Origin of the sequence: Ralstonia edaphi, assembly GCF_958350185.1 — a bacterium.
Lineage (GTDB): Bacteria > Pseudomonadota > Gammaproteobacteria > Burkholderiales > Burkholderiaceae > Ralstonia > Ralstonia edaphi.
This window is the reverse complement of record NZ_CATWHI010000001.1, coordinates 1,052,707-1,072,653: the sequence shown is the minus strand read 5'-3', so window position 1 is coordinate 1,072,653 and position 19,947 is coordinate 1,052,707. Positions and strand designations below refer to the sequence as shown.

The window sequence follows — 19,947 nt, the reverse complement described above, 5'->3', positions numbered from 1 at the left end:
CAAGCCACTGCACTACCGATTCGAATCTTGCAGATGGCGCTTCAAACTGGGGCAAAGCATAACGTTCACAATTTGCTCACACATCCCTATAAAGAGTGAAATCGCGCTTAGATCTGATTGAGTTTTTTTTGTTGACTCTGCAATTGAGCGTTGAGTATGCAAATGTCGCATTCTGAGTGAACGATTATGCGCATATGCAAATTAAAAAACCGCCGAGAACATTAATTTGACGGCTTATGTGACAACCTGATGAAACGATCTTCAGCCGAACTTGATGGCGGCGAGTTCACGCGTGCCTTCAGCTTCCTTGCTGGCACGCAGCTGCAGTGCACTCGTCAGGCCGCGGCTGCGGCTGGTGGATACCTGCTCCACGATGGCGAGCTTTTCCGGCAAGCGGGACGTTGGCGCTTCCAGGAGCGCCTGCGCCAGGGCTTCTGAAGCGTGCGCGTCGGCGGAATTCGGGTCGATGCTCCGGTGCAGGTCGGCCAGGGCGAGGTGACCTTCGATCTCGCGGGCGGCGGACGGCCGAAGCCGATGCCGATGCAGATAGCGCTGGTTGGGGCGGGCGTGCTTTTCGACTGTCTCGCAGTAGGCCTCGAACTCGCGCGCGGCCTTTTCCGGCGTGCCGCCGGGCTTGTGCGCCAGCATGTTGATCCACGCATCGCGGTCGCTGCGCACGACGGCAAGGTATTCGCGCACGCTGCGGTATTCGGTATCGAAGTAGCTGACGCGATCGGCGATCTTGCCGTTCTGGTAAGCCATCTTCACCTTGGTCGTGTGGCCGCCTTCGGAGAGTTTCCAGTTGAAGCCGAGCGGCATGCCCCCGGTAAACGACTGTGTGAACTTGCCGCTTTCGCCGGCCTTGGCCGATGCGTTGTCGTCGGGCGCGGCCGTGTAGAAGGTGCGGCCCACCGAAAAGGCCAAGCCACCCCGCGCCGTCACCTTGTGCCCCGTGGCGACGCTGAACTGCTCGACACGCATCGTGCCGGTCTTCTCGTGCAGGGTGGCCGTGTTGCTGAGTGTCTTTTCGCCGCGCAGCCGTGCCGACGGGCCGATCCGCACCGGCGTATGTGGGCTGCTGACGCGCACATTCATGCCAACGCTCGCGTCCATCGAGGCGCGCCAGCGCTTCTTGGTCTGGTCGACCCAGCCGACGGAAATGCCGCTGCCGCTCTCGCCGCAGTGCTGCGCAAGCGTATTCCACAACGTGTCGGGATCGGGCCGGTGGCCAGGCGCTGCGGTTGCCTGCTCGAACAGCAGGTTCATGGCCTTGACGATGGCCTCCGCCGCGGCCTTGTCGTCGTACTTGATGGCTTCCCAGTCGTCGTGGCCCTCTACGGGGCGTTGCGTGGGCCGTGTGGCGCGGATCACCACGCCGCGCGGCTCACCCGTCTCCACATCGAAGGGTGTGACCTTGACGGCGAGCAGGTTGGCGCGCAGGCGCTTGCCCCACGTCTTGAGGTCGTAGCCCACGGAGGCCCCCACGCCGACCGAGGCGCGCATCGTGCGATCGGTGCCCACGAACACGTCGCGGCCGTGTGCACTGCGCCCGATTTCCACCACGGCCTGGCGGCCCCTGCCGTAATTGGCGTCCAGTTGGACCGACACGGGCACCGGCAGCGCCTTGCCGACGTGCGACAAGCCGGTCGATACGCCGGCCGTGCTGCCGCCGATCCAGCCGCCGTTGGACAGGCGTACCTTGTTGCCCGACTCCATGGACGTGAGCAGCGTCTCGATGGTCTTGCGGGCGTCTTCTACGGTAGGCGCTGGCATCTTGAGGTCTGCCGGATGCTCCAGCTTGTCGGCACGCTCGAGCGCGCCACGGAAGGCGGGCGATTCGGCCGCTTCGCCTGCGTGGGTGCCCCAGTAGCGCAACAGCGTGGCCGAAGGCTGCAGCCCGACCAGGTATTCCGGCGGCTTGCCCGTCAGGCCGGCATGATCGATGAGCTTGGTCACGTGGGCCTGCGCGGCATTCACCTGCGGCAGCGTCAGCGTATCCAACCGGCTTTGCGCCCAGGCCCGGCTGTCGGCATCGTCGGTCAGTCCGGTCAAGGCCACGAGTTGCGCGAATTCCTGATGGGCCGGCGAGCTGCCCGGCGTGCGGGCGACGGCAGTCGGCTCGGCATGCTCACGCTGCATGCGGCTGACAGCTGCCCCGACTTCGGGTTGCAGCGCGCGCAGCTTCTCTGCCGTGAGCGTGTAGTCGCTCAACGGCGCGTTGGAGGCTGCCAGCCCGGCCCAATGCGCGAGGATGGCGCTTCGCCAAAGATCGCCGGGGTGGGCGATGGTGTGCAGCGACGGCGCATTCCCAGCCTGCGCAAGCGTGTCGATCATCGTGCGCAGCGCCGCCGTATAGGCGTCCATTTCCTTGACCAGCCCTGGCCGCTGTGCGCCGTGCATGCCAAGCGCGGCCGATGACAGCGGCGACTTCTTCTTGCCGATCATCTGCCAGAAATGGCTGCCCGCGGTTTGCTTTTCCACGCGCGGAATGGTGCGCCCGACAAACTTGGCAAGGCGTGCCTTGGTGTTGGCCAGATCCGAGCCTGGACCATCTTCACGAAAGCCCTGGTGCCAGGCAAAGAGGACGCCCGCTTGTTGCGCACCGACGGGCTCGCCCCGCAGCTTGAGCGCAGCGGCGTGCATGACGTTGATGGCGAGTGACGCGGCCTGCGTGCCGCTGCCCGGCGGATGCGCGTGCAACAGCGCGGTGGGATCGGCCGCCGAGGTGGCAGCCGTATGCACATGGTCGGCTGCCTGCAGGAAGGCGCGCGCGGTGTGCGCATGCTCCGGCGTGGGCGGAGCTTGCATCAGGCTGGTCAGCGCTTCAAAGCCGTGGTGGCTGCGCGAGAGCAACTGCGCCGTGCGCCAGGCCGCGCTTGCCACACCGGCATCGCTCATGCCCTCTGGCATTGGTGGGGCCGTCAGGCTGCGGGAGGAACCGTCCGAACCATACTGGACCGACAAGCTGGATTGCCGGGAGAGCGAATTCGGACTGTGCTGATCAACGCTCCGGCTGGCGCCGTCTGTTTCGCCCTCGCCAAACAAATGCGACAGGCCCAGATCGGATGCACTGGAGCGCTGCGACGACGTTGCCGATGCTGTCTCGTCAAACAGGCGCCCCATGCCCAACGAGGAGGTGCCTGTCGAATGCGTTGAGCCCTCGTTGCTGGGCGCCGGCGCAGGAGCGGCAAAGGCGGCAGCATCAAAATGCACCGCCTGCGTGACATGCTGCAGCACCCGCAGCGCATCGGCTGCATTGCCGCCGCTGGTGGCCGCCAGTGCGCGTGCCGCGAGCATTGGCCCGATGTAGTTGCCGACTGCGGACGACGTGCCCTGCGCAGGGGCCGCCAGGACACCGAGCCGATCGGCCAGCAACTCGCGTTCGCTCGCGCTGCCCGCCGTACGGAACAACTGCCCAATGCTCTGACGAAATGCTTCGGCCGTGGCCGGCACGGTCAGCGGTGCCGTGGATGCCGGCGCTTGAGGCGTCGGCGGTTTTCCGTGCTGGCGCAGGCGCTGCGCACCCTGTTCGGCGCGCTGCATCATGGTCGACGTCTTGCGCTGCGAACGTGCCGCGCGGCGCGTCTCCTGATGTTCCTGCACCTGCGGTGTAGCCGGGTGCGGCGTGCCTTCGGCGGCCTGCGGCGTTGCCTCGGGCGTGACCGTCAACGTGCCGCGCGTGGGCTCCCTGTAGTTGCGCACCGTATCGAACGATGTGCCGGAGCGCTTGCTGTCGCTGAGCAGCGTGGCCAGTTCTGTCTCGTCGCTCTTGGGCAGCTTTTCCCGTACGCGCGACTTCAGGTTGCCCAACCAGCCGCCTTTCTTTCGCGGCTGCGGCGCATCGCTGCCTTGAGGCGAGGACGATGGCGTGCGTGCGGCGAAATCGTGGAGCGTCTCGTATTCCGACGGCGATGTCGGCACGTTGACGGGCAACAGGCGTGAAGGGGGCATGGCTTGGAGTGTTCAGGCACTGGCGTGGTCAATCGGCATACCACTTTGATGCGGCCGAATGACAATCACGCGTGCAATGCGAATCCGGTGTGACGATGGCGAAGCCGCATGGCAACGTCACACGCACGATCCGTCAGTGCACCGACCACTTGGAGACCGAGTCGGCAGACGCCGCCAGCCCGGTCATTGCATCCACCAGCAGGGCGCCCGTCGGGTCGTCGTCGAGCATGTAAGGAAAGCGATAGACCAGCGTACCGGTTTGCCGCTGCTGCGCGACCATGCCGCGCGACGAAGCGGGTAGGCCGAGGCAGAGCCCCAGGATCATGTGCAGGGCTTCGTCAATGTTGATCTCGAGCGGCTTGCCGAGGTCGATGCAAACGGTGACCGACTCGGGATCGGCCTCGGCATCACAGGTGAACCAGAGCTGATATGCGCCGATGAGGATGGGGTGCGCGGCAAACGGGAAGAACTCATCGGCGCGTAGAAGCGGGATGTCTAGGGTCGGCAGATACGGCGTGCGTGAGGCGGACATGAACTTGGGTTGGCGATGCCGCAGGAGCCGACGCGTCAGCTTCAACGAGCACCTTCGCATGGAATGCCGCGAGCGTACGGCGTTATATGACAGCCGGCATACGCGTTCACGAAATCATCACGGGCGCTGCGAAGGCGCGCCCGTGGCGGCACTGCCGTGCGCCCCATGCATGCGCATTACGCGCGAATCCAGACGTAGGTGCCGTTCGCGAGGTTCTCGAACATGTCGTCGGTCGTCTGCAGGATGTTGTCGCGCCAGTAGCGGCCGTGCTCGGCGTAGTGGCCCAGCAACTCGGCCAGCTGCTCGCCGTCGATGTCGGGGTCGTAGGCGACGCGCACGATCAGGATGATGCCGCCCGTATCGCCATCGAGCCCGAGCTGGGCATGGTCCTGCGCATAGATGGTGACGTTGGCTTCGAGCATGAGGCGGAACACGCGCAGCGTGCGGCCGCCGGTGACGATGCCGTAGTCGAAGTTCAGGTAGAAGGCATCGAGGTCTTCCTCGACGGCGTCGATGATGACTTCGAACCCTTCGACAGTGAGCCTGCCGGCGGCGATGATGGCGTCGGCATCCGGAATCTGCAGATGCACGCACATGTCGCGGATAAGGGCGTCGCGCCGTTCGATGCTCATGTTCTACGCCAGCAAGTCTTTGGCCGCTTTCGGGCCCGCTTCCATCAACTTGGCGAATGCCTGCGTGCGGTTCAGTTCATCTTCCAGATGAGCGGTGTTCAGCATGTCCTGTGTGCCGGCGGAGACCACCGCTTGCAGGGTGCCGGAACCGTGCGCGGCCGGCAGGCCGTGAGCAAGGTGCGACGCGGAATCGCCCGGTGCAGGGATTGCCGGCGTGGCGGAGACTTTGCGGTGGATCGGAGTCATGTCGGGATCGCGGTAGCGGGTCGGATTCGGTGAATCGGGCTGCGGCGCGATGGGCCGGGGGAGAACAGCAGAAGCGCGCGGGGAACCATTCAAAAAACCGCTCGGGAACGGCGCGGCCCCGTTCCCGAACGTTGGCGGCACCGAATGTGCCGTCCGGAACCGATCATTACGAGATCAGGTCCTTGGCGGCCTTCGGGCCCGCTTCCATCAGCTTGGCGAACATGTTGGTGCGGTTCAGTTCGTTTTGCAGCTTGGCGGCCTCCAGCATGTCGGCCTCGCCTTCCTTGGTGATGGCTTCTTGCTGCGCATTGAACGACAGGCGGCTAGCGGTGTCACCGACGGCAGCGGCTTTGGTTTGGAACGTCATGGAAAACTCCTTTGCGGTGGATGAGTGGTCTCGGGTGAGAGCCGGGTTTTTCAACAACATCCCGGTGTGGGATGTCGCTGATTCGGTTCAGCGAAACGTGCTGCTGTTGTGTTCGCCGTGAAGTCATCATCGTGGATTTCTGCGCTCCGGGCCGGCGGGGAAGCGAAATGTGATGTCGTCTCGCGAAGCCCGTAGGGGTGCTGCGCGCGTTATGCCGGGATCAACCCGGAGCACACCTGTGCCGCGCTGGAAAAGCCATGGGACAGCACACGAAGCTGCTCGCGCTGGTTGACGTCCACCGCGCGAATGGCGCGCTGTTCCATGTCCATGGCGGTGCGCTTGAGCGCGTCGACGGCCTTGTTCAGCGGGCCGAAATCCTTTGGGCCTTCCTGCTTGGCAAAGGTCTGAATGCCGTCAAACGTTTCGATGATGTCGAGCGTGAAATGGTCAAACATGTGGGTCTCCGGAAGAGGGGAATTGCAAGAACGACCAGGCAGCGTTAACGCTGCGCAGCGAGAAAATCCTTGGTGCCGTCAGAGCTTTCGATGTAGCTCAGCTCATCCACCGAAAGTGCCGAAGTGGCATCGGCCTTGGCGTTGCGCTGGCGGGCCTGCGTGATGTCCAGGACGATGTCCTTGATGTTGCCGCCCAGGTCACTGCGGACATGGTCCGCCGTTGCGCGCACGCGTTCGGGGTGCACGGCGGGGCCCGTGATGGAGAACCGGTTGCTGCCCAGGTAACTAATGCTGAGCCCCGGCTCCTGCAGCGATTCGCGCAGGTTTTCAATCACCTCCTGCGCGATGGAAAGATCGGTATGGACGGACGCCGACACGGCCCGCAGGTCACGCAATGTGGCGAGCTCTTCGGCGGGCGAGGTGACGATGCCGTGGACGATGATCTCGTTGTCGTGCTGCTCGATCTGCAAGCCATCGATACGGTGCAGCGCCAGGCATGTGCGCACGCGCTCGATTAGCGGAATCGGGGTCGCAGCGGACGAATGGGCGGCAGAGGATGTTTCGCGTGTGGAGGCCAGGAGCAGTGCGCACGGCGTCAGCAGCGCCACTGCCGTCACGCCCATCCAGCCTTTGCGTGCGCGAGGCCGGGCGTGCGCGGGTGCATCGGAAGCAGGGGCTTGCGCAGCGGCGACGCTGTGCGTGCCGGTCTCTTGGGCAGCGGGCAACAGCACGCGCTCCAGGAGGGCAAGATCGGATGGCCATGCTTCACCGGCGGGGCCCACGCAGAGAATGATCTCGCCGAAGCGGCGAGGGGCCAGGTCGTCCCAGGCGGTGCCGCCGTCGTCGGATTCGATCAGAACGCCGTGTTCTGCGTCGACAAGCAGCGCGAGAGGATCGCCCACCCAGTCGGAGATGCGGATGCTGGCTTGTGGGTCGGGGCCGACCGTCCAGCGGCCCGGAGTGAGGTCGAGGCAGGCGCCGGCATGCGCGCCTGCCAACACGCGGATGTGCTTGTTCATGGTGATTGCGGTGAAGGATCAGAAAGCGGGGGCAGGGCCAGACCGAGCCCCGCGCGGTAAGACCACAGTTCGGTCGTCCAGCGGCGTGCGACGGCGCTGCTGCGTGCGATGCTCTCGCCGCGCTCGCGGCCAATGCGCGGCCGCGATGGACTCAGCAGCAAGAGCGGAAACAGCAGGTTGAATGTCTTTTCGCGGTCGGTCAGTGCGTGGGCGGCTGCGTGCTGTGCCGTGGCGGTGGCCAGCAGCCGGTCTTTCACGGCGGCCAGCGTGCCGGGCGTGCCCTCGATGGACGCCTGTTTCAAATAGCTGCGCAGGATGTCGAACGCCATGCGCAACGGCATCGGATGGCCCGTGTGCATGGCGTGCCGCACGGCAAGCAGTTCCTGTTCAAGGCGCTGGTAGCTGGACGACGCCACCTCCGACAGCAGCGTGTCGGCTGGCGGCGCGCCGGCCTCGGCTGCCGCGGTTTTCTTCGGCGCGGCGGCCGAGGTCTCCGCTGCTTGTTCCTGCAAGTACTGCAGCAACAGGGCGCGGCGGCCTTGGGCACTGCGATGGTCTCGTGCCTGTTCGTCGTCACCTTCGCTTTGGCCTTGCCGGGACGACAGGCCAATCACCATGGGCTCGACCTTGCGCGCATGCTCTTCCAGCATGAGGAGCAGTTCTTCGAACGTGCTGTCGGTGATGGGCTCTTCAGGCGAGCCCGCGCCACTGCGCTTGCCCGTGCGCGGCCGTCGCACGCGTTTTGCAACCTGCGCAACGTGCTTGTGGTGGTGCAGCTTTTCTTCGGCCAGTTGGTCGGCCCAATGGTGGTGTTCGTGCGCGCCATGCCGATGATGCTTGCGATGGTGCGGCGCGGCCGCGTTCTGTGGCGGTGCCTGCACCGGATCGGGCAACGGGAGAACGTTGGGCGTCGAAGCGGAGATACGTGTCACGGCTCCCTCCTACTGGAAGAGCGATTGCAGGATCGTGTTGCCGAACTGCAGGATCGATGCTGCTCCCCAGGGCGCCGCGACCACGATCACCACGGACACGATGATGAGCTTCAGCCCATGCGAGATGCTGCTGTCCTGCAGCGAGGTGACGGCCTGCACGAACGAGATCAGCAGCCCGGCAATGGCAGACACCGCCACGGCGGGCAAGGACACCAGCAGGCACAGCATGAGCGCCGTGCTGGTCAGGCGCGTGATGTTGTCGTAGTCCATGACGGCCCCTTTATCGATACGTGTTGACCAGACCGTGAATCAGCACGGACCAGCCGTCCATCACCACGAAGAGCAGCAGCTTGAACGGAATGGCGACGTTGCTTGGCGTCACCTGCGACAGCCCCAGCGCCATCAGCAGGTTGGCGATCACCAGGTCGATCACGATGAAGACGAGATACAGCAGGAAGCCGATGCGGAACGCCGCCGTCAGTTCCGTCAGGGTGAAGGCGGGCGCGAGGATGATGAGGTCGTCCTCCTTGAGCTGAGCGGCTTTGGCCGGCGGCCACAGTTGTTGCGCCGAGCGCATGAAGAACGCTTTCTCACGTGCGTTGGTGTGCTTGTCCAGGAACTGTCGGAACGGTTCGCGGGCGGCGTCGAGCAACGGCATGACCTGGCTCACGTTCGCGCTGGAATCATTGAGTTGCATGTGGGCACGCTGCATGGCCTCCATGCCGACCGGCGCCATCACGAAGCACGACACGATCATCGCAATGCCGTTGAGCACCATGCTGGGCGGCACCTGCTGCACACCCAACGCATTGCGCAGCAGCCCCAGCACGACGACGATCTTCGTGTACGACGTGACCACCATGGCGGCAAACGGCAGCAGCGCAATGGCAACTGCCGCAATGATGAGCGAGGCGAATTCAATGTTCTGCATGGCGCGCGCTCATGGCGGAGATCTCCAGACCCAGATGCTCGCCCACCGCCACGAGCTGGCCGTGCCCGAGCGTCTGGCCATGGCACACCAGGCGCACGGTCGCATCGCGCAGCAGGACAGGCAACTGCAGGACGTGGCTTGGTGCCAGCGCAGCCACTTCGGCCAGCGGCAGGCTCATCACGGCGATTTCGAGGTGGACGGGCACCTCCAGCGCTTCCACTGCAATGCCGTCAGTGCTGTCGGATGGGGTGTCGCCTGCGGCGATCGTGTCGTCGTCTGCGAGCGTAGGAACATCGAGAATCGTCACGGTGCCTTCCTTGTAGTGAGCATGGGCAGTGAAGTGGGTGCGCCGGCTGTCGCCGCACGTCAGGTGTACGGCGCCTGCATCGGTGTCGGGGCGATAGGCGTGCGGGTGCCAGCCGAGCAGAACGTCGCCGGCCGCGAGCGAAGAGAGCGTGCGCGTTGCGCAGCGCCGGCTGGCAATGCGGACGCCCACCGGCAGGCCAATGACGCCCAGTTGTGCGAGCACAGCGCTGCGATCGGCCATGGGTGGTGCAGGCGGTGTGGTGTGCCAACCGAGCGTAGCGATGCGGCATGGCGTTTCACCGTGCGGCCCATCGAGCCGCATCGGCAGCTCCGGATCATCGTTACGCAGCGCACTGTGGCGCTCGGGCGCGATCGCCGTCAGCGCGGCGTCTTTCAAGCCCGCAGCAGACAGCGCATCGAGCATCGGTGTCAGCCAAAGACCGGCAAGCGCCGTGCGGCGTTGCGCATCGGGGTCCTGCGCGATGGCGTAGAGCGCCGGGTGGTTGGCCCCGTCAACAACAACGTCGACCGCGCACAGCGATGAACCGACGCCCAGCCGCATGGGCGCCTGCATGGGCGTCGGGCGTTCTGCGGCATGCAGTTGCCAGTGGCGGCCATCGTCATCCGGGAAGGGTGTGCCGGTCAGCCGTGTCAACGCGGCCTGGGCCGGCGTGAACGCACGCAGATGCGCATCGAGCGGGGATGGCGTGAGCCCGGTGTTCATGGCGAGTCGGCGAGAGGTGGCGGGTGGCGTGTGGCAGCGGTCACCACACTTCGAGTTCGATATCGATGCGCTGCTCCAGCAAAACGTGAATGCGTTGGCGCAGTGCATCGCCGTGTTCGGAGAGTAAGTCGCGCGCTCGCGGGTGGGCCGCCAGGAAGCGAAGCCATAGCGTGTGGGGCGAAAGGCGCAGGGTGAGGCGGGTATCGGGCAGCACGCGCGGGTCGAGGTCGAGCGTGACCTCCCAGCATTCGCTGTTGGCTTTCACAACGCGCGAGCCGCAGAACTTGGACAGCAGCTGCGCGAGATGTTCCGTCACGGTGCTCCCCACGCTGATCTCCGAGCACGTGCGCACAAGGCGGCTGGCCATGGCCGAGGTGTGCAGCGGCGGGGCCTCGGGAGCCGCATCATCGGGCTGCGCGTCTGCGTGGTCGTGTGTGGGCGGTTCGTGTTCGGGTGCGTCTTCGCATACGGCGTCGCTGTATGTATCGAGCGGTATCCAGGCGCTGCTTTCACCCGCACCAGGCTCGGTGTGCATGCCGGACCGCGCCTCTGTGCTGCGTTGCGCCGCAGGGCGCCTGACCGGCGTGACGGGATGGACGATGGGCGGCGCTCGCCACAGGCGTACGGGTATGGTCATGGCGGCTTACAGCGTGAGCTTGCCCACGGGCTGCAGATCTACGTACGCGCCCAATTCCTGGAACGAATACACGTTCAGCGCCTGCAAGCGCGGCTCGATCATGCGGCGGACATAGCGTCGGATGTCCATGGAGGTGACGACGGCAAGTGCCCCCACCGGCGTTGCGTCCGATTGCGGCGCGCTGCGGCTCATGTGTTCGAGCCGCGTGACGATGGTGTCGACCTGCTGTGGATCCAGCGTCAGGAAGTTGCCTGCCGGCGTGGGCTTGATCGCCTGACGCACCGTCTGCTCCACGGTGGGGTCCAGCAGAATGGCGGGCATCTTGCGCGAGCCGCACGTGGCCTGATGCGCGATCTGCCGGCCCAGATCGCCGCGCACGTACTCCACCAGCATCAGCGTGTCCTTTTCTTTCGGCCCCCAGATGACGAGGCTTTCCAGGATGGCGCGCATGTTGCGAATGGGCACCTGCTCTTCCAGCAGGCGGCGCAGCACGTCTGCCATGCGCTGTGCGGGCACAGCCTTCTGCGCCTCGGTGACCAGACCCGGGTACTCGGTGGTCACACGTTCCATGATCCATTGCGTTTCCTGCAGGCCGATGAACAGGTGCGCGTGCTTGCGCAGCACATGCACGACATGGTCGGCAATCACCTGCTCGGCGTGGGGCGGAGCATCGGGCGCGGCGTCGAGTTGCGCGCGCAAGGGCTCCGGCAGATCCGATATCGATACCTTGCCCTCGGACACCGCCACCGGTTCGCCCGGAATGTCGTGCACCAGCACTTCGTACGCGTCTTCGGGCTGTGCGGCGCTCTTCCACACGGCAATGCCCGGGAAGGGCAGGCCCAGTTCTTCGGCCAAGGCGTGCCGCCCGCTTTGGAACGCGGCGTCGAGCTTGGGAATGTCGAGTCCCTCTGCCAGCCGCGTGCCGAGCCGCACCCCCAGAGGCGCCGTGAACGACGGGGCCTTGTCGGCGATGGTCGGCGCCTTGTCCTTGGACCCTTCCCGCAGCAGCGCGGGAAGGGTGTCGCTGTCGGCCGTGCTGCCCGTGTTGAGGCGCTTGCGCAGCGTGTACCCAAAGGCGAAGACCGCCCCAGCCAACGCGACAAACAGGACCGAGGGAAACCCCGGCACCAGCGCAAAGCCGGCCAGCAACGCGCTGGCGGTGAACATGGCCCGTGCGCTGGTGGAAAGCTGCCGCACGATCTCCTTGCCCAGTGAGCTTGGCTTGGCGCTGTGGTCGTCGTCAGACACGCGCGTGATCATCACGCCGGCCGCCACCGAGATCAGCAGCGAAGGGATCTGCGACACCATGGCGTCGCCGATCGACAGCACGGCAAAGCGGTTGGCGGCTTCACCGGCCGTCATGCCGTGATACGTGATGCCGATCACGATGCCGGCCAGGATGTTGACCAGCGTGATGACCAAGCCGGCAATCGCGTCGCCCTTGACGAACTTCATGGCGCCGTCCATGCCGCCGTGCAGCTGGCTTTCCATGGCTAGCAGCGCACGGCGCTTGCGGGCTTCGTCAGCACTTAGATGGCCGGCGCGCAAGTCGGCGTCAATGCTCATCTGCTTGCCGGGCATGGCATCGAGCGTGAAGCGCGCGCCAACTTCGGCCACACGTTCGGAGCCCTTGGCAATCACGATGAACTGCACGGTGGTGATGATCAGGAACACCACCAGACCCACCACCAGGTTGCCGCCCACCACGAGTTTGCCGAAGCTCTCGATGATGTGGCCGGCGTCTGCGTGCAGCAGGATGGATTTGGTCGATGCGATGTTCAGCGAGAGCCGCAGCAGCGTGGTGAACAGCAGCAGCGACGGAAACGCCGACAGCGACGTTGCCGCCGGGATGTACATCGTCACCATCAGCAGCACGACCGATAGCGTGATGTTCAGCCCCAGCAGTGAATCGATCAGGACCGTGGGCAGCGGCAGCACCATCAACGCAATGACGGCAACCACCAGCGCAGCGATGCCGATTTCGCCGCTGAATTCAGAGAAGGCGGTCTTCTTGGCCATATCGGATGCCTCAGTTCAGGATGGAAGGGCTTGCGCCCATGTGTTTGGCGCCAGGGTCTTTCGCGCCGATCTCGCCCACCCAGGCCAGCACTTCGGCCACGGTTTCAAACAGGGCTTCGGGCACGGGGTCGTTCAGCTTTACGAGGTACAGCGCGCGTGCCAGCGGCGGATTGCCGATGATCGGAATGCCCAGCGCCTGCGCCTCTTCGCGCAACCTCAGGGCTTCTTCGTCGACGCCCTTGGCGGTGATGCACGGCAGGCCGCACGCTTCGGGTGCGTAGCGGATCGCCACGGCGTAGTGCGTGGGGTTGACGATCACGGCCTGCGCGCCGGCCACCGTCTGTTTGGGCTTGGCTTCATCCACCATCTGGCGCGCGAGCTGCTTGCGCTGGCCCTTGATGTGCGGATCGCCCTCGCTGTTCTTGTGCTCGCGCTTCACTTCATCCTTGCTCATGCGGTGGTCGCGGATGAAGAGCCAGCGCTGGATGCCAAAGTCCACCGCGCCCAGCACCAGGAACAGCAGGCCGCCCGCGCCCAGCAGCTTTACGAGCATCGACATGCCGATCTGCGCGATGTCCATGATCGGCTGATACGGCGTGCCCACAATTGTCGGCAGAAGCATCAGGACCAGCTTCCAGAGCGCGGCGCCGACGGCAATCGCTTTCACCACCATCTTGAGCAGATCGATCATCGAGCGCATGGAGAACATCCGCTTCAGGCCCGATGCGGGGTTGATGGCGCTCATCTTCAGTTCAAGCGGTTTGGTCGAGAGCACGATGCCTGTCTGGCCCCACGTGGCAATCCAGGCGACGAGCGCAAACACGAGGCTCAGCGGCAGCGTCATCAGCGCCAACTGAAGCGCGACGTGGCCGAGTGTCTGCTTGAGCGTCATGGCCGGATGCCGGCTGTTGTTCACATCAAGCGCAAGGTCGACCAGCGCGCGCCAGCGGTCGCCCAGCAGCGATGCCGTCATCGCGAGCAGCAGGCAGCCCGCCAGCAGCACGACGGCGGCGATCAGGTCGGCACTCTTGGCGGTTTCGCCGTCTCTGTGCGCGTCTCGGAGTTTCTTGTCTGTGGGCTCTTCGGTTTTTTCGTCCGACATGGTGGGGCCCTGGGTGTCGACGGAGGAGGCCGCGGCCTACGCAGCCGCAGCGATGCGAGGCATTGTGCTGAGGCGGGCGCCATGCGCGTGCCCTTTGGGCGAAGGCGGATGCACGGTTCCGAAGCTGGGGTGACAGCGAAGCGAAAGCGGTCGCTTTTGCGTTGTGCGGACTGGCGCACAGCGCTGACGGACTTCGGGGCGGAGCGCTCTTTTTCGGGGTGGGTGGCCGGCGCGCGGCATGCGGGCGTCTATGGTTTCACCCGAGGTCGGCCGGTGCACCCATGCCGGCATCGACATGACCCGACACGGAGAACCCCGCGATATGGAACCGATTCAATGTAGCAACCGCCTGCTGGGCGGGCTGCTCGAAGTCTTGATGTACGCAACGCGCAGCGGGCAGTTCGACAACGCGCAATCGTTGCTGACCGCATTGCGCACGCTGCGCCCGAATTTTCGTGAGCTCGATCTGGTGGAAGGCTGGCTGCTGGTGGGCCGCCATCAATACGCCGATGCCGCGCGCATCCTGCGTGAGCTGCACAGCGGTGAGCGTGCCGAGAGCGTGGTGCCGTTTGCCTCGGCCATGATGGCCCTGTGCCTCAACGCCCTGGGCGACCAGGAGTGGCACGTCTATGCCAACCAGGTGCTCGCCCGCAATGAAGACGCCGATTCCGTCGCGCTGGTGCGCACGCTGATCGGTGTGCAGGAAGACATGGATGCCGGCACGTTCGGCACCACCGCCGCTGCCGCGCCGGCCGCCGAAAGCGTGGATCTGAGCGCTTACCACAGCGCGCACTACTTCACCCGCGCCTAACCATCCTCCCGGGAGCCCATCATGATCCAAGGTCCGACCGCCATCCCGCCGGTGACTGCCGGCACGCCGGGCACCGGCATTGCCCCGGCAGAAGCCGCGACGCCGGCGCCCGAGCTTGTTGCACGCTTCGAATCCATGCTGCAGAACGCCAAGCACAGCCAGCACCACAGCAAGGGGCCTTCGGCCGTTGGCGAGCTGATCAAGAAAGAGGATGCCGCTGTGCAGGCGTCGATGGCGCGGGTGGAGGCCATGACCGAGGCCGAGCGCGGTATGTCCGTGCAGGAAGTGGTGGCCGAAGGCGTGCGCGTGCAAATGGAGTGCGCGGCCACCATGACGAAGATCCATCTGGGCAGCACCATCGCGCATTCCGGCAAGAACGCCGTGCAGACCCTGATGCGGAACCAATGATGCGGCCCGCGCTTCCATCCTGCCGCATGCGGCGCGGCGCACTGGCCCTGCTGTTCGTGCTGACCGCGCTGCTGGCCGGCTGCAACAAGCAGCTGTTTGCCCAGCTGAGCGAGGCCGATGCCAACGACATGCTGACCGTGCTGCTGCAGGCCGGCATCGATGCGCAGAAGAATTCGCCCGACGACGGCAAGACCTGGTCGGTGATGGTCGACCAGGACGCCTTCGCCCGCGCGATGGAAGTCCTGCACAGCCACGGCTTGCCGCACGAAAAGTACGCGAGCCTGGGCGACATCTTCAAGAAGGACGGGCTGATCTCCACGCCCACGGAAGAGCGCGTGCGCTTCATTTACGGCGTATCGCAGCAGCTTTCGCAAACGCTCTCGCGCATTGATGGCGTGGCCGTGGCCAATGTGCAGATCGTGCTGCCCAACAACGATCCGCTGGCCACCGTGGTCAAGCCGTCCAGTGCATCGGTGTTCATCAAGTACCGCCCGAGCGCCAACGTGTCTTCGCTGGTCCCGAGCATCAAGAACCTGGTCGTGCATAGCGTGGAAGGGCTCACCTACGAGAACGTCAGCGTCACGCTGGTGCCCGGCACCGTGGATGCACCCACCCCCGATGCCGCGAGCCGTGCGCCCGCCGGTGTGTCGTGGGCCACGCTGGGGGCCGTGGTGGGTGCCCTGAGCGTAATCGTATTGCTGTGGCGCGCCGCAATGCGGCTATCCGCGGTTCGGACGCGCCTTGACGCAGTGCGCGCCCGCCTGGAAGACAAGTTGCCGGCACGCTGGAAGAAGCGCGCAACAGCATGACCGCCGCGAGCGCCGCATCCGATCCGGCAGCCACCATGATCCTGCGCATGCTGCACGCGTATCAGGAACGGCTGCATGGGCTTGTGCATGTGTTCGATGCATCGGCATCCGCCGCGCAAGCTAACGGTGTACCGGCAGGCGCGGCCAAAGACTGGCGCCAGGTCTGTATCGCGCTTGGCGTGGGGCAGGTGGGCTTGCCGACATTGCTTTCGCATGCGCACCGCTTGGCCGTGCTGGATACGGAACACCTGCAGCGCGTGCTTGCGGTCCGCACGCTGATTGACCGGCGCGGCGCGCTGGCGCGATGCATCGACGGCGCCTACCTGGCGGGCCTTGCGGGCTTGTTGGGCGATGCAGCCCTCACGGGGTTGACGCAACGCGAGCACTGGGCCCCGGACCCTGGCGGCCCGCTGCCGGCGCTCGACCTGGCGCAGCTTGCGGAGGCGGGCCTGCATGCCCTGATTGCCGAAGGTGCGGTGTCGGACCGGTCGCTGGCGCGACTGATGCGCCTGACGATCGGCATGCAGGCGCCGTTGCCGCCGTGTGCCGGAACTGCCCCGTCTGACACGCAAGCCGAGTCCTTCATGGCCGCGTTGCCCGTTCTCTTTCCGGAGTTGTCATGGTTATTTGGTTGAGGCGCGATGCGGCGCTCGGCATCGGCTCGGACGTGATCCGCGCCGAAGACTACCGGCACGTGGTCGAACTGGATGCCGCATGGCAAGCCGTGGAAGGCGCGCGCGAGGCTGCCTTGGCACAGGCACACACCGAGGCTGAATCCATCCTGGCGCAAGCCCGGGCCAATGCTGACGAGCTGCTCCGGCAAGCCGAGCAGCGCGCGCAACGCAGCGCCAAGCTCGGTTATGCCGCCGGCCAGCGGCGCGCGCTGGAGGACTTTCACGCCTCCATGGCCGCGCGCGCGTACGACGATGAGGAGGCCACGCGCCGCGAGGAAGACCGCCTGATCGCCACGGTCATGCAGGCGGTCGAGCATGTGGTGCTGGAATCCGACCGCCAGGCGCTGTTTGCGCGCGTCGCGGCCACGCTCGGCCGTGTGCTGCAAAGCCAGGCGCGGCTGACGGTGCGTGTGTGCGCAGCCGAGATCGAATCGGCCCGCGCCGCATTTGCCAAGGCTGTGCAGACGGGTTCGCTCAACGCCGCCTTCGAGGTGCTGGCAGACGACCGCGCCGAGCCAGGACATTGCCAATGCGAATGGGATCACGGTGTCGCCGACGCGAGCCTGCGTGTGCAACTGGCGGCGCTGCGCCAGGCGCTTTCCGGTCGCAAGCGCAAGCCGGTCGAACATGCCGATCCGCACGAAGGCTACGCAGATGACGACGCCGGATTTGACGAGGATGCGGCATGACCAAAGCTGCGCTGATCGACGCCATGGATGAAGCCATCCGCAGCGTGGCGCCTGTCCAGCGTCTAGGCAAGGTCGTGGAAGTGACGGGCACCCTTCTGCGCGTGGGCGGCGTGGACGTCAAGCTCGGTGAGCTTTGCACGTTGACCACGCCGGATGGCACGGAGCTTCAGCAAGGCGAGGTGGTCGGCTTCAGCGAGCACTTCGCCTTGCTGGCGCCGTTTGGCGGCGTGGTCGGCCTGTCGCGTTCGACGCGCGTGGTGCCGAGCGGGCGCACGCTTTCGGTCGGGATCGGCCCCGGGTTGCTCGGCCGCGTATTGGATGGTCTGGGCAGACCCGCCGACAGCGGGCCGCCGCTGGATGTGTACGACTACGTGCCCGTGTTTGCACAGGCGCCTGACCCGATGTCGCGTCGTCTGGTGGAGCAGCCGCTGGCCACCGGTGTGCGCGTGATCGACGGATTGGCGACGTTGGCAGAGGGGCAGCGCATGGGCATCTTCGCGCCCGCCGGCGTGGGCAAGAGCACGCTGCTCGGCATGCTGGCGCGTGGCACCGAATGCGATGTCAACGTGATCGTGCTGATTGGCGAGCGCGGCCGCGAGGTACGCGAGTTCATCGAACAGATCCTTGGCGACGACGGCATGCGCCGCTCCGTGCTGGTGTGTGCAACGTCCGATCGCTCGTCCGTGGAGCGCGCCAAGGCCGCGCATGTCGGCACGGCCATCGCCGAGTATTTTCGCGACCAGGGCCTGCGTGTGCTGCTGATGATGGATTCGCTCACGCGCTTTGCCCGCGCGCAGCGCGAGATCGGCCTTGCCGCGGGCGAGCCTCCGACGCGGCGCGGCTTTCCGCCATCGGTGTTTGCCGAGTTGCCGCGCCTGCTCGAACGCGCCGGCATGAGCGCCACGGGTTCGATCACCGCGCTGTACACCGTGCTGGCCGAAGATGAATCCGGCAACGACCCCGTGGCCGAAGAAGTGCGCGGCATTCTGGACGGCCACCTGATCCTGTCGCGCGACATTGCCGCGCGCAATCGCTATCCGGCCATCGACATCCTGAACAGCCTCAGCCGCGTGATGACGCAAGTCGCGCCGGCCGACCACTGCGCGGCTGCCGGCCGCATGCGCCAGTTGCTTGCCAAGTACAACGAGGTCGAGACGCTGCTGCAGATGGGCGAGTACAAGGAAGGCAGCGATGCGGTGGCTGACACCGCCGTGCAATGGAACGGCTGGATGGAAGACTTCCTGCGCCAGCGCACCGACGAGTGGTGCAGCCCCGATGAAACATACCGGCTGCTGACCGAGGTGGCTCAGGCATGAAGCGCAAGCGCTCCGCGGTCTGGCACACGCTGATCGAAGCCAAGACGCGCCAGCGCCGTCGTGTCGAAGCGGAGATCGGCATCGCACAGCAAGCCGTGGCCGATGCACAGGCCGCAGCGCAAGACAGCGAAGACGCGTGCGAGCGCGCGCATGAGCGCCTGCGTGATCACGTTGCCCGCATGGATCAGTTGATTGCCGCGCCGGTGCTGCTGGCCGATGCATACCTGCGCTACGACGCCTTTCGCGGCGAGCTGGATGATGCGGTCATGCAAGCGGAGCACGCCGTCGCTGCCGCGCACGCCGCCGTGGCCGAACGCGAAGCTGAACTCAAGGCGCGGCGTCAGGCGCTGGCGCGGCTCGATGCCATGCTCGATCAATGCCGCAAGACTGCGGAGCGGATCGATCAGCAGGAAGCCACCGAGCGCGAGCTTGCCACCGAGGAGGAGGCTGTGGAGGCCATCCTGGCGCGCCCGCGCCCACGTGCAGCGGCTTGATGGCACGACATTTCGACGATATTCAGCCCATCCCCATGGAAGCCATCGATACCGTTCTGCACGCCTGGTTTGACCTTGACGAAAGCGCGGAGGTGATCCTTGCGCTGCTCGCGCTGTCCTGCGTGCGCATCATGACCATCTTCGCGATCCTGCCGGCCACGAGCGACCAGTCCGTGCCCGGCACCGCGCGCAATGGCGTGGTGTACACGCTCGCCATCATCGTTGCTGCGGCGCAGCCGCCGGCCGTGGCGGAACACCTGAGCGCGGCGCGGTGGTTCCTGCTGGCCGGCAAGGAGATTTTCCTGGGGGCGTGCCTCGGCTATGCGGCGTCGACGGTGTTCTGGGTCGCGCAGACGGCGGGCACGATCGTCGACAACATGGCCGGCTTCAACAACGTGCAGATGAGCAACCCGTTGCAGGGTGACCAGAACACGCCGATCGGCAACACGTTGTTGAATCTGGCCGTCACCTTGTTCTATGCAGCGGGTGGCATGCTGTTCCTGCTGGGCGTCGTGTTCGAGTCGTTTCACTGGTGGCCGCTGGGCGCCACGCTTCCCGACATGAGCGCCGTGGCCGAGAGCTTTCTGCTGCAGCAAACCGATTCCATCTTCTCCACGGCTGTGAAGCTTGCTGCGCCGGTGATGATGACGTTGTTCCTCATCGATGCCGGCATCGGGCTGCTGTCGCGTGCGGCAGACAAGCTCGAACCCGCTTCGCTTGGCCAGCCCATCAAGGGTGCGGTGGCCATCCTCATGGTCACCGCGCTGGTGGTGGCAATGTCCAGCCAGGTGCGGGACACGCTCACCTATAGCCAGTTGCTGCAGCGGGTGAGGGGCGGACTGGTGGGCGATGGCACGTCGTCAAAACCGAAAAATATGCAGTGAGGATTGTTC

General features: G+C 65.5%; 22 protein-coding genes. 8 read left to right on the top strand and 14 right to left on the bottom strand.

Going from position 1 to position 19,947, the window contains the following annotated elements:
* Positions 1 to 261: 261 nt before the first annotated feature.
* From R2669_RS04850 to sctU, 14 genes are all read right to left on the bottom strand, one after another.
* On the bottom strand, positions 262 to 3,951 hold the full coding sequence (locus R2669_RS04850; RefSeq protein WP_316898945.1) for a hypothetical protein: 3,690 nt from the start codon (positions 3,949 to 3,951) through the stop codon (positions 262 to 264).
* Between the two features lie 133 nt (positions 3,952 to 4,084).
* Positions 4,085 to 4,483 carry a type III secretion system chaperone family protein gene (locus R2669_RS04845; protein ID WP_316898943.1) on the bottom strand — a complete coding sequence of 133 codons (399 nt, stop codon included), beginning with the start codon at positions 4,481 to 4,483 and terminating at the stop codon, positions 4,085 to 4,087.
* A gap of 176 nt (positions 4,484 to 4,659) precedes the next feature.
* A complete protein-coding gene (locus tag R2669_RS04840; protein ID WP_147214824.1) occupies positions 4,660 to 5,115 on the bottom strand; it encodes a type III secretion system chaperone family protein in 456 nt (151 codons plus the stop codon).
* 3 nt (positions 5,116 to 5,118) lie between these two features.
* On the bottom strand, positions 5,119 to 5,361 hold the full coding sequence (locus tag R2669_RS04835; RefSeq protein WP_316890343.1) for a hypothetical protein: 243 nt from the start codon (positions 5,359 to 5,361) through the stop codon (positions 5,119 to 5,121).
* A gap of 166 nt (positions 5,362 to 5,527) precedes the next feature.
* Positions 5,528 to 5,728 carry a serine kinase/phosphatase gene (locus tag R2669_RS04830; RefSeq protein WP_316890342.1) on the bottom strand — a complete coding sequence of 67 codons (201 nt, stop codon included), beginning with the start codon at positions 5,726 to 5,728 and terminating at the stop codon, positions 5,528 to 5,530.
* Positions 5,729 to 5,937: 209 nt separating this feature from the next.
* Positions 5,938 to 6,183, bottom strand: coding sequence for a type III secretion protein HrpX (locus tag R2669_RS04825; protein ID WP_316875593.1), 246 nt, complete (start codon positions 6,181 to 6,183; stop codon positions 5,938 to 5,940).
* A 44-nt stretch (positions 6,184 to 6,227) separates the two neighbouring features.
* The gene (gene hrpD5, locus R2669_RS04820; protein ID WP_316898941.1) at positions 6,228 to 7,202 is read right to left on the bottom strand and encodes an HrpD5 family protein; all 975 of its coding nucleotides are present in this window, start codon (positions 7,200 to 7,202) and stop codon (positions 6,228 to 6,230) included.
* A complete protein-coding gene (locus tag R2669_RS04815) occupies positions 7,199 to 8,134 on the bottom strand; it encodes a type III secretion protein HrpV (RefSeq protein ID WP_316898939.1) in 936 nt (311 codons plus the stop codon). The genes hrpD5 and R2669_RS04815 overlap by 4 nt, the downstream gene beginning before the upstream one ends.
* A 9-nt stretch (positions 8,135 to 8,143) precedes the next feature.
* Positions 8,144 to 8,404: a type III secretion system export apparatus subunit SctS gene (gene sctS, locus R2669_RS04810; RefSeq protein ID WP_024978147.1), complete on the bottom strand. Its 261-nt coding sequence runs from the start codon at positions 8,402 to 8,404 to the stop codon at positions 8,144 to 8,146.
* A gap of 10 nt (positions 8,405 to 8,414) precedes the next feature.
* A complete protein-coding gene (gene sctR, locus R2669_RS04805) occupies positions 8,415 to 9,065 on the bottom strand; it encodes a type III secretion system export apparatus subunit SctR (protein ID WP_045205537.1) in 651 nt (216 codons plus the stop codon).
* The gene (gene sctQ, locus R2669_RS04800; protein ID WP_316898937.1) at positions 9,052 to 10,095 is read right to left on the bottom strand and encodes a type III secretion system cytoplasmic ring protein SctQ; all 1,044 of its coding nucleotides are present in this window, start codon (positions 10,093 to 10,095) and stop codon (positions 9,052 to 9,054) included. Before sctQ ends, sctR begins: the two co-directional genes overlap by 14 nt.
* Before the next feature lie 40 nt (positions 10,096 to 10,135).
* Positions 10,136 to 10,732 carry a type III secretion system protein SctP gene (gene sctP, locus R2669_RS04795; protein ID WP_316898935.1) on the bottom strand — a complete coding sequence of 199 codons (597 nt, stop codon included), beginning with the start codon at positions 10,730 to 10,732 and terminating at the stop codon, positions 10,136 to 10,138.
* A gap of 6 nt (positions 10,733 to 10,738) precedes the next feature.
* On the bottom strand, positions 10,739 to 12,751 hold the full coding sequence (locus R2669_RS04790) for an FHIPEP family type III secretion protein (RefSeq protein WP_316898933.1): 2,013 nt from the start codon (positions 12,749 to 12,751) through the stop codon (positions 10,739 to 10,741).
* A 10-nt stretch (positions 12,752 to 12,761) separates the two neighbouring features.
* A complete protein-coding gene (sctU, locus tag R2669_RS04785; protein WP_147214832.1) occupies positions 12,762 to 13,853 on the bottom strand; it encodes a type III secretion system export apparatus subunit SctU in 1,092 nt (363 codons plus the stop codon).
* 322 nt (positions 13,854 to 14,175) lie between these two features.
* Here sctU and R2669_RS04780 point away from each other — a divergent pair, with 322 nt between their 5' ends.
* From R2669_RS04780 to sctT, 8 genes are read left to right on the top strand one after another with little or no spacing between them, the layout of a single operon-like run.
* Positions 14,176 to 14,664 carry an HrpB1 family type III secretion system apparatus protein gene (locus R2669_RS04780; RefSeq protein WP_147214833.1) on the top strand — a complete coding sequence of 163 codons (489 nt, stop codon included), beginning with the start codon at positions 14,176 to 14,178 and terminating at the stop codon, positions 14,662 to 14,664.
* Positions 14,665 to 14,685: 21 nt separating this feature from the next.
* Positions 14,686 to 15,072: a type III secretion protein HrpB2 gene (locus R2669_RS04775; RefSeq protein ID WP_147214834.1), complete on the top strand. Its 387-nt coding sequence runs from the start codon at positions 14,686 to 14,688 to the stop codon at positions 15,070 to 15,072.
* Entirely contained in the window at positions 15,069 to 15,881 is an 813-nt protein-coding gene (sctJ, locus tag R2669_RS04770; protein WP_430708762.1) for a type III secretion system inner membrane ring lipoprotein SctJ, read from the top strand. The genes R2669_RS04775 and sctJ overlap by 4 nt, the downstream gene beginning before the upstream one ends.
* A complete protein-coding gene (locus R2669_RS04765; protein WP_316898929.1) occupies positions 15,878 to 16,516 on the top strand; it encodes a type III secretion protein HrpB4 in 639 nt (212 codons plus the stop codon). Before sctJ ends, R2669_RS04765 begins: the two co-directional genes overlap by 4 nt.
* Positions 16,501 to 17,244 (top strand): type III secretion system stator protein SctL, encoded by a 744-nt coding sequence (sctL, locus tag R2669_RS04760; RefSeq protein ID WP_316898927.1) that lies wholly within the window; start codon positions 16,501 to 16,503, stop codon positions 17,242 to 17,244. The genes R2669_RS04765 and sctL overlap by 16 nt, the downstream gene beginning before the upstream one ends.
* A complete protein-coding gene (gene sctN / locus R2669_RS04755; protein WP_316898924.1) occupies positions 17,241 to 18,560 on the top strand; it encodes a type III secretion system ATPase SctN in 1,320 nt (439 codons plus the stop codon). Before sctL ends, sctN begins: the two co-directional genes overlap by 4 nt.
* The gene (locus R2669_RS04750) at positions 18,557 to 19,054 is read left to right on the top strand and encodes a flagellar FliJ family protein (RefSeq protein WP_316890330.1); all 498 of its coding nucleotides are present in this window, start codon (positions 18,557 to 18,559) and stop codon (positions 19,052 to 19,054) included. The genes sctN and R2669_RS04750 overlap by 4 nt, the downstream gene beginning before the upstream one ends.
* Complete coding sequence (gene sctT / locus R2669_RS04745) at positions 19,054 to 19,938, top strand: type III secretion system export apparatus subunit SctT (protein ID WP_316898922.1); 885 nt, start codon at positions 19,054 to 19,056, stop codon at positions 19,936 to 19,938. The genes R2669_RS04750 and sctT overlap by 1 nt, the downstream gene beginning before the upstream one ends.
* Positions 19,939 to 19,947 lie beyond the last annotated feature (9 nt).

Coding starts and splice junctions, on each gene's coding strand:
- R2669_RS04850 (WP_316898945.1), bottom strand. CDS start 3,951: ATGCCCCCTTCACGCCTGTTGCCCGTCAACGTGCCGACATCGCCGTCG.
- R2669_RS04845 (WP_316898943.1), bottom strand. CDS start 4,483: ATGTCCGCCTCACGCACGCCGTATCTGCCGACCCTAGACATCCCGCTT.
- R2669_RS04840 (WP_147214824.1), bottom strand. CDS start 5,115: ATGAGCATCGAACGGCGCGACGCCCTTATCCGCGACATGTGCGTGCAT.
- R2669_RS04835 (WP_316890343.1), bottom strand. CDS start 5,361: ATGACTCCGATCCACCGCAAAGTCTCCGCCACGCCGGCAATCCCTGCA.
- R2669_RS04830 (WP_316890342.1), bottom strand. CDS start 5,728: ATGACGTTCCAAACCAAAGCCGCTGCCGTCGGTGACACCGCTAGCCGC.
- R2669_RS04825 (WP_316875593.1), bottom strand. CDS start 6,183: ATGTTTGACCATTTCACGCTCGACATCATCGAAACGTTTGACGGCATT.
- hrpD5 (WP_316898941.1), bottom strand. CDS start 7,202: ATGAACAAGCACATCCGCGTGTTGGCAGGCGCGCATGCCGGCGCCTGC.
- sctS (WP_024978147.1), bottom strand. CDS start 8,404: ATGGACTACGACAACATCACGCGCCTGACCAGCACGGCGCTCATGCTG.
- sctR (WP_045205537.1), bottom strand. CDS start 9,065: ATGCAGAACATTGAATTCGCCTCGCTCATCATTGCGGCAGTTGCCATT.
- sctQ (WP_316898937.1), bottom strand. CDS start 10,095: ATGAACACCGGGCTCACGCCATCCCCGCTCGATGCGCATCTGCGTGCG.
- sctP (WP_316898935.1), bottom strand. CDS start 10,732: ATGACCATACCCGTACGCCTGTGGCGAGCGCCGCCCATCGTCCATCCC.
- R2669_RS04790 (WP_316898933.1), bottom strand. CDS start 12,751: ATGGCCAAGAAGACCGCCTTCTCTGAATTCAGCGGCGAAATCGGCATC.
- sctU (WP_147214832.1), bottom strand. CDS start 13,853: ATGTCGGACGAAAAAACCGAAGAGCCCACAGACAAGAAACTCCGAGAC.
- R2669_RS04780 (WP_147214833.1), top strand. CDS start 14,176: ATGGAACCGATTCAATGTAGCAACCGCCTGCTGGGCGGGCTGCTCGAA.
- R2669_RS04775 (WP_147214834.1), top strand. CDS start 14,686: ATGATCCAAGGTCCGACCGCCATCCCGCCGGTGACTGCCGGCACGCCG.
- sctJ (WP_430708762.1), top strand. CDS start 15,069: ATGATGCGGCCCGCGCTTCCATCCTGCCGCATGCGGCGCGGCGCACTG.
- R2669_RS04765 (WP_316898929.1), top strand. CDS start 15,878: ATGACCGCCGCGAGCGCCGCATCCGATCCGGCAGCCACCATGATCCTG.
- sctL (WP_316898927.1), top strand. CDS start 16,501: ATGGTTATTTGGTTGAGGCGCGATGCGGCGCTCGGCATCGGCTCGGAC.
- sctN (WP_316898924.1), top strand. CDS start 17,241: ATGACCAAAGCTGCGCTGATCGACGCCATGGATGAAGCCATCCGCAGC.
- R2669_RS04750 (WP_316890330.1), top strand. CDS start 18,557: ATGAAGCGCAAGCGCTCCGCGGTCTGGCACACGCTGATCGAAGCCAAG.
- sctT (WP_316898922.1), top strand. CDS start 19,054: ATGGCACGACATTTCGACGATATTCAGCCCATCCCCATGGAAGCCATC.